Raw genomic sequence first — 17,049 nt, 5'->3', positions numbered from 1 at the left:
CCGTAATGTATTACACTATCGTCTTTCTTCCGCTGTTGGGTTTTTTAATTGCTGCTATAGGTGGAAAAACCATAGGAGCTCGTGCTAGCGAATTGATAACTTCTGGTTTTATGCTGATTGTTGCAGCATTATCATGGGTGGCTTTTTTAAATATTGCTGTTGGTCATGCTCCAGTGATTGATATCTCATTATTAAATTGGGTTAGTATAGATGCTTTAAATTTTAATTGGGTATTGCATATTGATACATTGACAGCTGTTATGCTTGTTGTTGTAAACAGCGTTTCAGCGTTGGTTCATATTTATTCAATTGGCTATATGCACCATGATTCTTCAAGACCTCGTTTTTTTGCTTATCTGTCTTTGTTTACATTTATGATGCTTATGTTGGTAACAGCCAATAATTTAATCCAAATGTTTTTTGGATGGGAAGGTGTTGGGCTTGCCTCTTATTTATTAATTGGTTTTTGGTTTCAAAAAACTTCTGCCAATAAAGCTGCGATGAAAGCTTTTGTGGTTAATCGTGTTGGAGATTTTGGTTTCCTTTTGGGTATTTTTAGTACTTTTATTTTGTTTCAATCTGTTAATTTTTCCTCCATTTTTGAAAAAGCCGCTGATAGTAGTTTTTTACAAAATATGACGTTTTCAGGTTGGCAAATTGATGGACAAACAGCAATTACCGTTACATGTCTTTTATTATTTATTGGTGCCATGGGAAAATCAGCACAATTTCTTTTGCATACATGGCTTCCTGATGCAATGGAAGGACCGACACCTGTGTCAGCACTGATTCACGCAGCGACAATGGTAACAGCCGGTGTATTTATGGTTGCGCGTATGTCTCCAATTTTTGAGCTTTCTTCAGTTGCTTTGACAGTTATTATTATAATCGGAGCAACAACAGCTTTTTTTGCAGCGACTGTAGGACTAGTACAAAATGATATTAAACGTGTTATTGCTTATTCTACTTGTTCTCAACTTGGTTACATGTTTGTTGCATTAGGTGTTGGAGCTTATGGAGCAGCTGTTTTCCATCTTTTTACACATGCTTTCTTTAAAGCGCTACTGTTTCTGGGAGCTGGTTCTGTTATTCATGCAGTATCAGATGAGCAAGATATGAGAAAAATGGGAGGGTTGCGTAAGCATATAAAGATAACTTATTGTATGATGATCATAGGAACCATTGCTTTAACAGGTGTTGGAATCCCAGGAACGTTTTTTGGAACAGCTGGATTTTTTTCTAAGGATGCAATTATAGAGTCTGCATTTGTATCTCATAATATTGCTTCAGGGTATGCTTTTGGACTTCTTGTTTTTGCTGCTTTATTAACAAGCTTTTATTCATGGCGACTTTTATTTATGACGTTCCATGGGAAGCCACGTGCAACTGCTGATGTTATGCATCATGTTCATGAATCAGCTCCAATTATGTTAATCCCATTGTTTATTTTATCTATTGGAGCATTGTTTTCTGGTATAATTTTTCAACCTTACTTTTTTGGTAATTTATATGACGTATTTTGGAAGGGTGCGTTATTTACAGGAGATCACAACCATATTCTTCATGAAGTTCATCATGTTCCAAATTGGGTTAAATGGTCTCCATTTACAGTAATGATTATCGGATTTATATTAGCTTACTTATTTTATGTTATTTTTCCTTCTATTCCAAAAAAAATCTCTAAGTTGATGCCTGCGATATATCGTTTCCTTTACCAGAAATGGTATTTTGATGAATTGTATGATGCTTTATTTGTTCGTCCTACTTTGAAAATTGGTTACTTTTTTTGGAAAGTGGGAGACGGTAAAATTATAGACGGTTTTGGTCCAAACGGTATCGCTGCACGCGTTATTGATATTACAAATAGGGTTGTCCGGATGCAAACAGGTTACCTTTATCACTATGCGTTTGTAATGCTTATTGGTGTTGCAGCTCTCATCACATGGATGACAATCGGGAGTTTAAACTAATGACCGATTGGCCTATTCTTTCTACGGTTACATTTTTGCCGCTAGTTGGTATACTTTTGATTTTGTTCATAAAAGATGATAGCGAAGCAGCAAAGCGTAATATCCGCAATGTAGCATTTTTTACGAGCGTATTTGTCTTCATCATTTCTTTAGTGATTTGGGCAGGATTTGATAATACAGATCCTAATTTTCAAATGATTGAAAAATTCAATTGGTTGGGGAGTGGTATTTATTACCATATGGGCGTTGATGGTATTTCTATTCTGTTTGTTGTGCTTTCAGCTTTTCTTATACCCTTTTGTATTTTAGCAAGTTGGGAAACCATTCAAGATAGATTAAAAATTTATATGATTGCTTTTCTTCTTCTTGAAGTTGCGATTATTGGAGTTTTTTGCGCCCTTGATGCAATATTATTTTACGTCTTTTTTGAAGGTAGTCTCATTCCGATGTTTATTATTATCGGAGTTTGGGGTGGAGCACGTCGCGTTTATGCAAGTATAAAGTTTTTTTTATATACTTTACTTGGTTCCGTGCTGATGCTGGTTGCTATTATGGTTATGTATTGGGAAGCTGGAACCCTTGATATACCAACTTTGATGACCCATCAATTTTCTTTACATATGCAAATATGGTTATGGTTGGCATTTTTTGCTTCTTTTGCAGTTAAAATGCCAATGTGGCCGGTTCATACATGGCTACCTGATGCTCATGTGGAAGCTCCAACTGCTGGCTCTGTTATTTTAGCTGGTACATTGCTTAAATTAGGTGGATATGGTTTTCTGCGTTTTTCTTTACCAATGTTTCCTATAGCATCAGCTTATCTTGCATCTTTTGTTTTTATATTGTCACTAATTGCAATTATTTACACATCATTAGTTGCACTTGTTCAAAGTGATATAAAAAAGCTTATTGCTTATTCATCAATCGCTCATATGGGATACGTAACCATGGGAATTTTTGCTGTGAATGAGCAAGGAATTCAAGGCGCTATTTATCAAATGTTGTCACACGGAATTGTTTCTGCAGCTTTATTCCTTTGTGTTGGTGTTATATATGATCGTCTTCATACACGTGAGATTGCAGCTTTTGGTGGTTTGGTAAATAATATGCCCAAATATGCTGTTGTTTTTTTAATTTTCACTATGGCCAATATTGGTTTACCAGGAAGTTCAGGGTTCTTAGGTGAATTTTTAACTCTGATCGGTGTATTTCAAGTTAGTAAATGGATTGCAATTTTTGCTACGATTGGTGTTATTTTATCTGCTGCTTATGCACTGTATCTTTATCGGCGTGTTGTTTTTGGATCTTTGGATAAGGAAAGTTTAAAAGTGCTTACTGACCTATCTTCAAGAGAAAAATTGATCCTTTATCCGATGGTTATTCTTACAATATTCTTTGGTGTTTACCCAACACCCATTTTAAAAACGACTGCGCTTTCTGTAAAACTCCTTATTAATAAACTGCACTAGAAGAGAAAATCCTTATGCAAACTGAAATAATAGCTCAATTAGTGTTAATTTTTCCAGAAATTTTAGTAGCATTGGGGGGAGTTATATTGCTTTTAGTTGGCGTTTATTCTCGTGCACGCTCATATTTAAATATAGCTGGTTTAGCAATTTCACTTCTTGTTGCAACCATTATTATTATGGTTGTTTTTCCCAAAAGTGGCTCATTTCAAACCAATGCGCTTATTATAGATTCTTTCAGTCGCTATATGAAAGTTTTAACGCTAATAGCCTCACTTTTTGCTCTTATCATGTCAGTTAATTTCACGTATGTTCAAAAATTTGACGTATTTGAATTTCCAGTGCTAGTTCTTTTAGCAACTCTTGGTATGATGCTGATGATTTCAGCAGGCAATATGCTATCACTTTATATGGGATTAGAATTACAATCTTTAGCTTTATATGTTTTAGCTGCAATAAATCGTGATCATGTAAAATCTTCTGAAGCAGGGATAAAATATTTTGTTTTAGGGTCTCTATCTTCAGGATTATTACTTTATGGTATTTCTTTACTTTATGGCTTTACAGGTCAAATCGGTTTTAGCGAAATTGCTAATGCTTTAAGAGGTGAAGATTTAAAACTAGGTGTTATTTTTGGAATCGTTTTTGTTTTAGCTGGTTTAGGGTTTAAAATTTCTGCTGTTCCATTTCATATGTGGACGCCTGATGTTTATGAAGGAGCGCCAACCCCTATTACAGCATTTTTTGCTGCTGCTCCCAAAATTGCAGCCATGGCATTGATGATTCGTGTTGTTGTTATAGCTTTCATTCCATTAGATTCTCCTGATGGTTCTGTACCTGCGTGGCAGCAAATTTTAGTGTTCATGGCTGTTGCATCTATAATACTTGGTGCATTTGCAGCAATCGGGCAAACTAATATCAAACGTCTTATGGCTTATTCATCTATTAGTCATATAGGGTATGCACTTGTTGGTTTAGCTGCTGGAGACATGCTTGGAGTAAAAAGCGTTATTCTTTATATGACTATTTATCTTGGCATGACGCTTGGTTCATTTGCCTTTATTCTCGGAATGCGATCTAATAATGAAAATGTTGAAAATATTTATGATCTTTCAGGATTGATAAAGACTAATCCTTTCATGACTGTCGTTATGACGATACAGCTTTTTTCTTTAGCAAGTATACCACCTATGGCTGGTTTTTTTGGAAAATGGTATACATTTTCGGCCGCTGTTCATGCTGGTCTTATTCCATTTGTTATTATTGGTGTAATTGCATCTGTTATTGGGGCTTTTTATTATTTACGCGTCATTAAAATTATGTGGTTTGATAATGCAAAAATTCATTTTATGACTTTATCGAATGAGCTTCAATTTTGTCTTGGATTTTCTGCATTATTTATTTTATTTTACATGTTCTTCGGAATTTGGTTTGCAGATTTAGCGGAAAAAGCAGCATCCGCATTATTTTTGTGAAGATGACTTATATTTTATCAAACTTTGCGCGAAAACAAGGATATGTTGTTGAATCGTATGATATTGTTGATTCAACAAATTTGATAGCACAACGAAAAGCGTATAATGGTCATCCTGGTTATCTTTGGATTGTAGCACAGGAACAGTCGAAAGGAAAAGCAAGAAGAGGTAGAGCGTGGTATAGTCCAAAAGGAAACCTTTATACCAGTCTTTTATTGATTGATGGTATTGTTCATCAAACTGCTGCTCAGCTTGGTTTTGTTGCTGGAGTTAGTATGGTAGAAGCAGTAAAGCAGTTTATAAAAGAAAAAACAAATGGTATTATTAGCTTAAAATGGCCAAATGATATTTTGCTAAAAGGAGCTAAAGTTTCTGGAATTTTGCTCGAGATTTTTGAAGTAAAACCGCAACAATACGCATTGGTTATTGGTATTGGAATGAATGTAAAGCATCATTATGAAAATGCCCCGTATCCTACTTCAAGCTTAAAAAATATCGGTTTGCATATTGATACAAAACAGTTATTTACAGCTTTGACAGAATATTTTTCTAAAAATTACCTTCTTTGGAAACAGAGAGGAGGGTGTGATATAATTCGTGAAAAATGGCTTTTATATTCTGCATACCTTGGACAACATATCAAAATAATTAATGATAAGAAAATCCGTGAAGGTATTTTTGAAGGTCTCGATAACGATTTTAACTGCATTATAAAACAAAAGAATGATCAGCAAGCAATTATAACAGCTGGGGATGTCCATTTTGGTTCTACTGCTTCTGTTAATGCAGATCATTGTTAATTTATAAAATTTTATTTCACCAACAAATTATCTGAATGATTTAGGAGAGGTTTATGGTCGCCGCCAATGAAAATGAATTCACTTTTTTGCCATTTGGCGGAGTAGGTGAAATAGGGATGAATTTAGCGGCTTATGGCTTTGGTTCTCCCAGTTTTCGTGAATGGTTGCTTGTTGATATGGGTGTTAATTTTGCTGGTCCTGATTTACCTGGAGTAAATCTTATTTTGCCAGATATTCGTTTTCTAGAAAGTGAAAAACATAATATACGCGGTCTTGTTTTGACACACGCTCATGAAGATCATTATGGTGCTGTTCTTGATTTATGGCCAAAGCTGAAAATTCCGCTTTACTGTACGCCTTTTACAGCTGGATTACTAGAGAGTAAAAAGCAATCAGATTTTGAATCTTATCAAATGCCATTAAATATTTTTCAAGCTGGAGATTCTTTTCAAGTTGGTTCCTTCATGATCGAAGCTATAGCTGTTAATCATTCTATTCCAGAATCTGTATCTTTAGCAATTACAACTTCTTTAGGAACTGTAATCCATACCGGCGATTGGAAAATCGATCACACACCTTCGCTTGGAGATGTCACGGATGAAAAACGTTTTCGTGCTTTGGGAAACAAAGGTGTTTTGGCTTTGCTTTGTGATTCTACTAATGCATGCCGAGATAAAATATCTCCATCTGAACAGCAGGTTCAAATAAGCCTTTCTGAAATCATGTCAAAAGCTGAGGGGAGAGTTGCTGTTGTAACTTTTTCATCTAATATTTCTCGAATACGTTCCATAGCTCTTGCCGCTGAATCTGTAGGTCGTCAAGTTCTTGTTATTGGGCGTTCTCTTAAACGAAGTATTATGATTGCACAAGAGCTTGGTTATATAGATGATTTAGCGCCATTCCTCACAGAAGAAGATTATAATTATATTTCACGAAAAGAGATTGTTTTAATCGTAACAGGTAGTCAAGGTGAATCACGTGCCGCTTTAGCAAAATTATCGCGAAATGAAATGGGCAATATTATACTTTCTTCTGGTGACACGATTATTTATTCATCACGGAGTATTCCAGGAAATGAAAAATCTATTATTGAAATACAAAACCGTTTCATAGATTTAGGAATTAAAACGATTACAAATGAAGAAGCTCTAACACATGTTTCTGGTCATCCGTATCGCTCAGAGCTTTTACAGATGTATGATTGGGTAAAACCAAAAGCACTTATTCCTATACATGGTGAAGCAATGCACCTTGTTGCTCAAGCAAATTTAGCGCGTCAAGCAGGTATTAAAACCGTTTTTGATATCAGGAATGGTAGTATGTTACGTCTTGCGCCAGAGCCAATAGAAATTATTGATCACGTTCCTGTAGGACGCATTTATAAAGATGGTAATCTGATTGGAGATGAAGATTCATTAGGGATTCGTGAGCGTCGCAAGTTAAGTTATGCTGGTTACGTTGCTGTTTCTTTTCAAATGAATAACAAACATGATTTTTTGGGTGAGATTGGTTTAGCTACATTCGGTTTACCTGAAAATAATGAAAAAGGGGAATTGTTGGAAGATATGCTTTTAGACGTAGTGGAAAATACTGTTTACAGTATTCCACGTGTTAAACGAAAAAATGACGAGCTTATTCGAGAAGCTGTTCGGCGAGCAGTAAGAGCAGCTATTAATGAAGTTTGGAAAAAAAAGCCTATCTGCACAGTTTTTTTACATCGTTCAAAATAAGATAATTGGGTTGGTATTGTGTAACTATTGTGACTTAAACAGTTTTATAACATAGAGAATTACAAATTTATTTTATTGTTAAAACATGCGCTACATAAAAGCACAATATATAAACTTATCAACAACATGATTGTTATATTTGCAAGCAATCAGAATGTATTTATAGATGAACATAAGATATACGTTGAATCATTCTGATATTATGTACTTAGTTAGGAGTTAATTACCTTAATGCGCCTTTCTCGATATTTCCTTCCTATATTAAAAGAAAACCCTAAAGATGCAGAAATTGTTTCTCATCGTCTCATGTTGCGTGCTGGCATGGTTCGTCAACAAACATCAGGAATTTATTCTTGGCTTCCATTAGGTAAAAAAGTACTTGATAAAGTTTGTAAAATCATTCGTGAAGAGCAAGAACGTGCTGGTGCCATAGAAATATTAATGCCTACAATTCAATCTGCTGATCTTTGGCGTGAAAGTGGGCGTTATGATGATTATGGTTTAGAAATGCTACGCATTAAAGATCGTCAAGAACGTGATTTACTGTATGGTCCAACCAATGAAGAAATGGTAACAGATATTTTTCGTTCATATGTTCGTTCTTATAAAGATCTTCCACTCAATTTATATCATATTCAATGGAAATTTCGAGATGAAATTCGTCCACGTTTTGGTGTAATGCGCTCGCGTGAATTTTTGATGAAAGATGCTTATTCCTTCGATTTTGATCATGAGGGTGCAAAGGCATCTTATAATCGTATGTTTGTTGCTTATTTACGTACTTTTTCTCGTATAGGTTTAAAAGCAATTCCTATGCGTGCTGATACAGGTCCTATAGGTGGTGACCTCAGCCATGAATTTATTATTTTAGCTGAAACAGGCGAAAGCGCTATATTCTGTGATAAGCGATTTCTTGAACTTACAGTTCCAAATGTTTCAATTGATTTTACTGATAAAACTATTCTAGCAGATATTGTAAAAAAATGGACATCTCTTTATGCAGCAACAGAAGAAATGCATAATGAAGAAGAGTGGAATAAAATTTCTGATAATAATCGTTTATCTGCGCGCGGTATTGAAGTGGGACATATTTTCCATTTTGGTACAAAATATTCTGCTCCAATGGGAGCAAAAATCATGGGGTCAGATGGAAAAGAACATCTAGTTTCTATGGGATCTTATGGTATCGGACCTTCTCGTCTTGTAGCTGCGGTTATTGAAGCTTTTCATGATGAACATGGTATTATTTGGCCAAAATCTATAGCACCATTTGATTTTGGTATCATCAATATGAAACCAGATGATGAAAAATGTAATAATATATGTGAAACTCTTTATCAAGGATTACAACATGCTGGTTTTGATCCATTATTAGATGACAGAAATGAGCGTCCTGGATCAAAATTTGCAATAATGGATTTAATTGGTTTACCAACGCAAATTATTGTTGGACCCAAAAGTATTGTACAAAATGAAGTTGAAATTAAAGATAGAAAAACCAATGTAAAAAAATCTTTAAAAATTGAAGAGGTACTTAATCATTTCGCTGGAATTTAATGGATATTGTTATGAATAGATTGAGGGAAAAATGGTTTTTATCTTATGAATGGATGATTGCTTTCCGTTATATGATTCCAAATAAAAAACATGTAGTTGCATCTGTTATTTCAATTATTTCTTTAATTGGAATTATGCTAGGGGTATTTGCTTTAATTGTTGTTATGGCTGTAATGAATGGTTTTCGCACAGAGCTCCTCAATCGTATTCTTGGTATGAATGGGCATCTTGTCGTTCAGACAATTAATTCTGGCATTTCCAATTATGACGATTTTATTTCTTCTTTAGAGTCCGTAAACGGTATCAAATTTGCTCTGCCTGTTGTTGAAGGTCAAGCATTGGTACAAGGTGAATTTGAAGGAGGATCTGGTGCTTTAGTTCGCGGTATGCGTAAACAAGATTTAGAAAAACTAAAAACGATATCTCAAAATATTAAATTAGGTACACTTGCTCAATTTGATAAAGAAGAAGGTGTTGCAATTGGAAGCGGCTTAGCTGCAAAATTAGGACTTACCATTGGGAGTGATCTTCGTATCATCACACCAAATGGTGATGATACGCCCTTTGGAGTTACACCACGTGTCAAAGCCTACAAAGTGACAGCTATTTTTGAAGTTGGCATGTCTGAATATGATACAATATTTGTTTTTATGCCACTTCATGAAGCGCAAATGTTTTTTAATTTAGACAATAAGGTTAAATCTTTAGAATTGTTTTTGGACGATCCTGATGCTGTTGATACAATAAAACCATTAATAAAGAAGATTGTTGGTCAACAAGTTTATTTAATTGATTGGCGTACGCGTAATCAGGCTTTTTTTTCAGCGTTACAGATTGAACGGAACGTTATGTTTTTTATTCTTTCTCTTATTATACTTGTTGCTGCTTTAAACATTATTTCAGGGCTTATTATGCTTGTAAAAGATAAAAGCCATGATATTGCAATTTTACGCACGATGGGAGCACATAAAAATTCAGTTTTGCGTATATTTATTATGACAGGTATGATGATTGGAATGATCGGAACAATATTGGGCCTCATTTTAGGTATTATAACCACTGCAAATATCAACCATCTTCAAAATTTTATATCTTGGTTGTTTAATATTGATGTCTTCAATTCTGAGATATATTTTTTAACAAAATTACCCGCAAAAATTGATTGGGGACAAACAATCATGGTTGTTGTCATGGCTTTATTTTTGTCCTTCATTGCTGCCCTTATTCCAGCGTGGCGAGCTGCTAAATTAGATCCTGTACAAGCTTTGAGGTACGAATAATGGCAGCTGTTCTAGAACTTGTTGAGATTGAACAATATTTTTTTGAAAATAATAAGCCATTAGTTATTTTAGATAAAGCTAATTTAACACTTAATCGCGGAGAACTTGTAGCGCTTGTTGCACCATCTGGAGCAGGAAAATCAACACTTCTTCATATTGCTGGATTATTGGAAAAACCGATGGCTGGTGATGTCCTATTACGAGGTATTTCCTGTGCGAAACGTTCTGATAATGAACGGACATCTATTAGACAAAATGATATAGGATTTGTTTATCAATTTCATCATTTACTTCCGGAGTTTACAGCTTTAGAAAATGTTATGATCCCGCAAATGATAGCAGGATTAAAAAGATCTATAGCAGAAGATCGTGCATTTAAATTATTGAAGTATTTACGTGTTTCTCATCGTGCACAACATCGTCCATCTGAATTATCAGGTGGCGAACAACAACGTGTTGCTATTGCACGTGCGGTAGCAAATGGTCCTTCAATTCTTTTAGCCGATGAACCTACAGGAAATCTTGATCCTGTAACTTCAGATTATGTATTTCAAGCTTTATCTTTGCTTGTCCAGCAATCAGGTCTTTCTGCTCTTATTGCGACACACAATTATATTTTAGCGAAACGAATGCATCGTCGAATTACACTGAAAGAAAAAAAGATTATTGAATTACCTTAAGGTGATATACAAAAAAACTCGTGTTATAAATTGCCACTACATTGATACTACTTTTCATTTATGAGGGAGATGATTATGACCATTCTTGCCGTTGATAAGAATCAATTGGACGTGCGCCGTCGCCGATTGGTTTTTCATGCATGGCATCGGGGTATTCGTGAAATGGATTTAATTTTGGGGAATTATGTGGATGCGCATATTGTTGAGATGGATGATAAAACGATCTCTGAGCTTGAATATATTATGTCTTTTGATGATAGAGATTTATTGATGTGGGTTACTGGAGAAACTGCTCCTCCATCTGAGATTGATAGTCCCCTTTTTCGTGACATTGTAAATTACCACATTTATATAAATTCAAATTAATCCCTATGCCCATATTTAAAAAAATTATTATTCCAAAAGATATATCTACTCGTATGACCTTTGAAGGGGTTGCTGATGGATTTGAAGCTTTCGCACTTATCAAGATAAGCTTAGAAATTGCGAAAGGTAAACCACTTGTTTACGTCATTCGAGATGGAACAAATATTGCCTATTTACAGCAAGTTTTAAACTTTATTGAGCCAAACTTGCCTGTTATTCAATTCCCCGCATGGGATTGTTTACCTTATGATCGCGTATCACCTGGAATTACAGTTATGGCGCGTCGATTATCAGCTTTAGCACATATATCAAATTTGCGTAAGACTCCACACGCTGCAATCATATTAACAACAGCAAATGCAATTATGCAAAAACTGCCTCCTCGAAAAATGATTAATGAACATATTATTCATGCACGTGTTGGTCAAAATATGAATATGAACCATTTAATTCATTCTCTAGATATTAATGGTTTTGAGCGTGTTGCAACTGTTCGTGATGTGGGTGAGTTCGCTGTACGAGGAGGAATTATTGATATTTTTTCTCCTATGAATACCGAGCCTTTGCGTCTTGATTTTTTTGGAGAGACTTTAGAAAGTATACGTGTTTTTGATCCAGAAACACAAAGGACAACAAGCACAAAAACTGACTTTTTATTACAATCAATGAGTGAAGTTGTTCTTACTCCAGAGCGCATTAATCTATTTAAAAAAAACTATACCAGTGCATTTGGTATGTCGCAAAAAAATAATATTCTCTATGAAGCAATTTCCCAGGGACGGCGCTTTGCTGGTATGGAACATTGGTTACCATTTTTTTATGACAATCTTGATACTTTTTTTGATCATTGTGGTGAATTACCTATTGTTTTTGAACATCTCATAGAAGAAGTACTCACTGAGCGCTATCGTCTCATTAAAGATTATTATGGTGCTCGTAAAGAATACGGAGATGATAAGGATCATTCTACTTCCTATCATCCAGTAGATCCAAATCTTCTTTATTTAACTCCAGAGCGCGTTTTAGAATGCGCTCAAGAATCCAGATTGCGTATTGATTTTACACCTTTTAATGTTCCACAAACTTTTAAACAAACTGTCGTTAACACAAATGTTAAACCGGGGTATGATTTTGTAAAAGAACGTAATGCACAAGAAAAAAATGTTTTTTCGAGTGTTGTTAACCACATTGCTTCATTGCGTAGTTCCGGTAAAAAAGTGCTTTTAGCGTGTTGGAGTGAAGGATCTCTTAGTCGTTTAATACAAGTGCTTGATGAGCATGGATTAAAAAAAATAGAGATTGCAAAATCGTTACAAACTGTCAAAGCAACACCTCGTGATCGTATATCTGCAGCTGTTATAATGATTGAGCATGGTTTTGAAGCTGAAGATCTTGTTATTATAGCAGAGCAAGATATTTTGGGTGATCGATTAATAAGATCGCCACAGCGACGTAAACGCAATAAAAATTTTATTTCTGAGATTTCTACTTTAAATTCTGGCGATATCGTCGTGCATATTGATCATGGTATTGGGCAATTTGTTGGTCTTAAAACCATTACAACAACTGGAATTTTACGAGATTGTCTTGAAATTCAATATGCTGGAGGTGATCGACTTTTTTTACCTATTGAAAATATTGAGCTTCTTTCGCGTTATGGGTCAGAAGCAACAGATGTTTCATTAGACAAATTAGGCGGAGTTGCTTGGCAAGCGCGTAAGACACGGTTAAAAAAATACTTATTGGAAATAGCTGGGCAATTAATCCGTATAGCTGCAGAACGTGCTACGCGCTCTGCACCTGCTTTTGTTCCACCAACAGGACTATTTGATGAGTTTGTTGCATGCTTTCCTTATGAAGAAACAGAAGACCAAATAGATGCTATTAATTCCGTTTTAGATGATTTGGCATCAGGGAGACCAATGGATCGCTTAATATGTGGTGATGTCGGTTTTGGGAAAACAGAAGTTGCTATTAGAAGTGCTTTTGTTGCAGCATTGAATGGATATCAAGTTGCTGTTGTTGTACCAACAACTTTGCTTTCACGACAACATTACAAAACTTTTATCTCGCGTTTTCAAGGACTTCCTGTTAAAATTGGTCATGCCTCAAGACTTGTAAAATCTAAAGAACTCGCACAAGTTAAAAAAAATATTGCGAATGGTACACTTGATATTGTCATTGGAACACATGCATTATTAAGCAATGCAGTTAATTTTTCACGATTAGGACTTCTTATTATTGATGAAGAGCAGCATTTTGGAGTAAAACACAAAGAGCGTTTAAAAGAATTGAAAAGTGATATCCATGTTCTTACACTTTCAGCAACTCCCATACCACGGACTTTAGGATTAGCATTAGCAGGAGTACGTGAACTCTCGTTAATAACAACTCCGCCTATTGATAGAATGGCGGTACGGACTTTTATTTCACCTTTTGATGCATTGGTTATACGAGAAACATTACTTCGAGAATATTATCGTGGTGGGCAAAGTTTTTATGTTTGTCCTCGTATTTCTGATCTCGCTTTTGTGGAGGAGTATCTCAAAACACAAGTACCAGAACTTAAATTTATCGTCGCTCACGGACAAATGCCATCTGGACAACTTGATGACATTATGAATGCTTTTTATGAAGGACAATATGATGTCTTGCTATCGACAACTATTATTGAATCAGGTCTTGATATTCCAACAGCTAATACATTAATTGTACATCGAGCTGAGATGTTTGGTCTTTCTGCTCTTTATCAATTACGTGGCAGAGTAGGGCGTTCTAAACAACGAGCTTATGCGCTCTTTACATTTCCTACTGGTAAAACTTTAACGCCTGCAGCTGATCGTCGTCTTAAAGTTTTACAATCTCTCGATACATTAGGAGCTGGTTTTCAATTAGCAAGCCATGACATGGATATCCGTGGTTCAGGAAACTTTTTAGGTGAGGAGCAATCAGGACACATTAAAGAAGTTGGATTTGAATTATACCAAAAAATGCTTGAAGAGGCCATTGTTGAATTAAAAGATGGTCAACAAAATGAAGATAAGCAATGGTCGCCTCAAATTTCACTAGGTACAACAGTATTGATACCAGAAAGTTTTGTTCCTGATTTATCATTACGTATGGGACTTTATCGTCGTTTAACAGAGCTGGATGATTTAGAGCAGATTGAAGAATTTGGAGCAGAATTAATTGATCGTTTTGGACCTTTACCATTTGAAGTTCAACATCTTCTTAAAGTTTTTTATATAAAAATATTATGTAGAAAGGCACATGTAGAAAAATTAGATGCAGGGCCAAAGGGTATTGTTATACAGTTTCGCAATAATTATTTTGAAAATAGTGTAGCTCTCGTTCAATGGGTTGGAAAACAAGGATCCATGGCGAAAATCCGACCTGATCAAAGTATTGTGCTTATTCGTGATTGGACAACAGTAGATGAAAGGCTTGTTGGAGCTGCAGTTATTATGAAACAGCTTGTAGAAATGATAAAATAATATTTTATTTAGGTAATTATTTTTTCATATTTAAACATTGTTATATTTTTTACATCATATGAATATAAATTGCATAAATATTTACATTCATAATGATAAATGTTGATACAAGTATTTTATAATTCTTATTACTTTTATTCATGCCACCAAGCGGGAAGACGATATCCATATAATGGTGTATAAATAGGATGTTTAATATATGACCAACGGGCGACCCATTGCTCAGGCAAATGATAAAGTGGTATATAATAACTACCAGAAATAAGAACTCTATCTAAAGCACGAACCGCTGCAATAAAATCGACATCTGAACGTGCATCAAGCATTGCCGTTATCATTGCATCTATAGCGGGATCAGCAACTCCAGGAAAATTAAAACTTCCTTTTAAATTTCGAGAAATAGAGCTCCAACGATTGATTTGTTCGTTTCCTGGAGATAAAGAGCTTCTTAACTTACCAATAATCATATCATAATCAAACACTCCTAAACGATTTTGATATTGACTATCATCAACAGTCCTAATTTCAACCTGAATACCAAAGCGTGATAAAGTACTTTGAAAGGCAAGTGCAACTTTTTCTTCTTCAAGTGATCGTGTCATAATCTCAAATCGAAAAGGCAAACCATCAGGAAGAATGACTCTATTATTTTTTTTAGTAAATCCTGCTTTTTGTAAAAGCTTCCAAGCTTTTTGGGCAATTAATCGATCCATCCCAGATCCATCTGTTTTAGAAACGTGCCAATTTCCATCCATGACTTCGGGATGAACTGCATCAGGATAAGCTGCTAAAAGTATTTTTTCTTCTTTACTTGCTGGTTTTCCAATAGACGAAAGAATAGATCCGTCCCAATAGCCTTCTGTTCTGGTATAGATATTATTAAAAAGATGACGATTAACCCATTCAAAATCAAAAAGCATCGATAATGCTTGTCTTACTCTTTTATCTTTAAAAATAGCACGACGCGTATTAAAAACAAAACCCATAACATCAGCAGGAGTTCCTTTTGAAAAATTTTCTTTAATAACTCGTCCTTCGCGAACAGCAGGAAAATTATAAGAAGATTGCCAACGGTTTGGATTTGTTTCAATAAAAACATCAACGATGCCTTTTTTAAAGGCTTCAAAATGCACTGCATCATTGCTAAAATATTCTATTTGTATGGTATCAAAATTATTTATTCCTTTATTAACAGGGAGATTTCTACCCCAATAATTAGGATTACGTTTATAAATAATCCGTTCTCCTGGATTAATACGCTCAATGATATAGGGCCCACTTCCTGGGATTTGATTTAAACCATTTTTTTCAAAATTATCAATATTAATAGCGTGTTTTGGCAATACTGGCATTACACTCGCTAAAAGAAGCGGAAATTCACGATCTTTTGAGTGTGGAAAGCGCATTTTAATGCCATAATCTCCGATTTTTTCGATAGATTCTATGCGTTTCATGTATTGATTAAATGGGAGTCTTCCTTTATCTTTAAGAAGCTCTACTGTGAATAAGACGTCTTCAGTTGTTACAGGATTCCCATCTGAAAAACGTGCTTTTGGATTAAGAAAAAAAGTAATTTCAGTACGCTCATCGTTTAATTCAACTTTTTCTGCTAACAGACTATAAAGCGTGAATGCTTCATCCCGAGAGCGTACCATCATTGTTTCATAAACGAGACCAGAAAATTGTTCATCTGCAAAGAGTCCTCTCGCAGTTGTTCGAAAACTGCGGATGACAAATGGGTTTAATCCATCAAATGTTCCAACAACACCATAAGTCACTTTACCTTTTTTATTTGCATTAAGAGATGTATAAGGAAAATGATCAAACGCATCCGATAATTTTGGAACTCCATGCATCGCAATGCCAGTTGCTAAAGCTCCATGGCTTAAAAAAAACAATGTAAATATAAAAATCAATTTGAAATAATAAGAGCTATAAAATAGCATAAAAGTCCACTTTAGCTATATTGCAATCTCGATTCGTTTATGTAATTTTATCTTTTTTAAAGATATTTTATAGATGCATTGTGTGAAAAATAATGTGATAAAGAGGGGGGTACACATAAGTGCGTAAAAGCTTTTTTAATTATTTATAAACTCTTTCTCTAAATTTGACTTTTTTTTGTATTGAAATATGAGACACGTAAGAAAGTGTCGTTTTGTTTAATTTATTTAATACACTGGATTAACATTACACCTAATATTCCCGACATCAGGGCTATTATAAGAATA

Annotated in this window: 11 protein-coding genes; 10 read left to right on the top strand and 1 reads right to left on the bottom strand. The window is 34.9% G+C overall.

The features are described from left to right. Positions 1-5: 5 nt before the first annotated feature. The 10 genes from nuoL to mfd all read left to right on the top strand — a co-directional run bounded on the left by nuoL (position 6) and on the right by mfd (position 14,818). Complete coding sequence (gene nuoL / locus V4P55_RS02210; RefSeq protein ID WP_455474828.1) at positions 6-1,970, top strand: NADH-quinone oxidoreductase subunit L; 1,965 nt, start codon at positions 6-8, stop codon at positions 1,968-1,970. Continuing rightward, positions 1,970-3,439 (top strand): NADH-quinone oxidoreductase subunit M, encoded by a 1,470-nt coding sequence (locus V4P55_RS02205; protein WP_455474827.1) that lies wholly within the window; start codon positions 1,970-1,972, stop codon positions 3,437-3,439. The genes nuoL and V4P55_RS02205 overlap by 1 nt, the downstream gene beginning before the upstream one ends. Before the next feature lie 14 nt (positions 3,440-3,453). Beyond that, positions 3,454-4,911, top strand: coding sequence for an NADH-quinone oxidoreductase subunit NuoN (gene nuoN / locus V4P55_RS02200; protein WP_455474826.1), 1,458 nt, complete (start codon positions 3,454-3,456; stop codon positions 4,909-4,911). Then, positions 4,908-5,711 (top strand): biotin--[acetyl-CoA-carboxylase] ligase, encoded by an 804-nt coding sequence (locus tag V4P55_RS02195; protein ID WP_455474825.1) that lies wholly within the window; start codon positions 4,908-4,910, stop codon positions 5,709-5,711. The genes nuoN and V4P55_RS02195 overlap by 4 nt, the downstream gene beginning before the upstream one ends. 53 nt (positions 5,712-5,764) lie before the next feature. After that, a complete protein-coding gene (locus tag V4P55_RS02190; protein ID WP_455474824.1) occupies positions 5,765-7,441 on the top strand; it encodes a ribonuclease J in 1,677 nt (558 codons plus the stop codon). Positions 7,442-7,672: 231 nt separating this feature from the next. Next, positions 7,673-8,998 (top strand): proline--tRNA ligase, encoded by a 1,326-nt coding sequence (proS, locus tag V4P55_RS02185; RefSeq protein ID WP_455474823.1) that lies wholly within the window; start codon positions 7,673-7,675, stop codon positions 8,996-8,998. Positions 8,999-9,009: 11 nt separating this feature from the next. Continuing rightward, positions 9,010-10,278, top strand: coding sequence for a lipoprotein-releasing ABC transporter permease subunit (locus V4P55_RS02180; protein ID WP_455474822.1), 1,269 nt, complete (start codon positions 9,010-9,012; stop codon positions 10,276-10,278). Beyond that, positions 10,278-10,958 (top strand): ABC transporter ATP-binding protein, encoded by a 681-nt coding sequence (locus tag V4P55_RS02175; protein ID WP_455474821.1) that lies wholly within the window; start codon positions 10,278-10,280, stop codon positions 10,956-10,958. Before V4P55_RS02180 ends, V4P55_RS02175 begins: the two co-directional genes overlap by 1 nt. Before the next feature lie 75 nt (positions 10,959-11,033). Beyond that, on the top strand, positions 11,034-11,324 hold the full coding sequence (locus V4P55_RS02170) for an FAD assembly factor SdhE (protein WP_455474820.1): 291 nt from the start codon (positions 11,034-11,036) through the stop codon (positions 11,322-11,324). 5 nt (positions 11,325-11,329) lie between these two features. Then, positions 11,330-14,818 carry a transcription-repair coupling factor gene (mfd, locus tag V4P55_RS02165; RefSeq protein ID WP_455474819.1) on the top strand — a complete coding sequence of 1,163 codons (3,489 nt, stop codon included), beginning with the start codon at positions 11,330-11,332 and terminating at the stop codon, positions 14,816-14,818. Positions 14,819-14,952: 134 nt separating this feature from the next. On the opposite strand, the gene V4P55_RS02160 is transcribed toward mfd, so the two are convergent. Then, entirely contained in the window at positions 14,953-16,764 is a 1,812-nt protein-coding gene (locus tag V4P55_RS02160) for an extracellular solute-binding protein (RefSeq protein ID WP_455474818.1), read from the bottom strand. Positions 16,765-17,049 lie beyond the last annotated feature (285 nt).

This window comes from Bartonella sp. B30(2025) (assembly GCF_053793825.1).
This window is presented reverse-complemented; position numbering and strand designations above follow the sequence as displayed.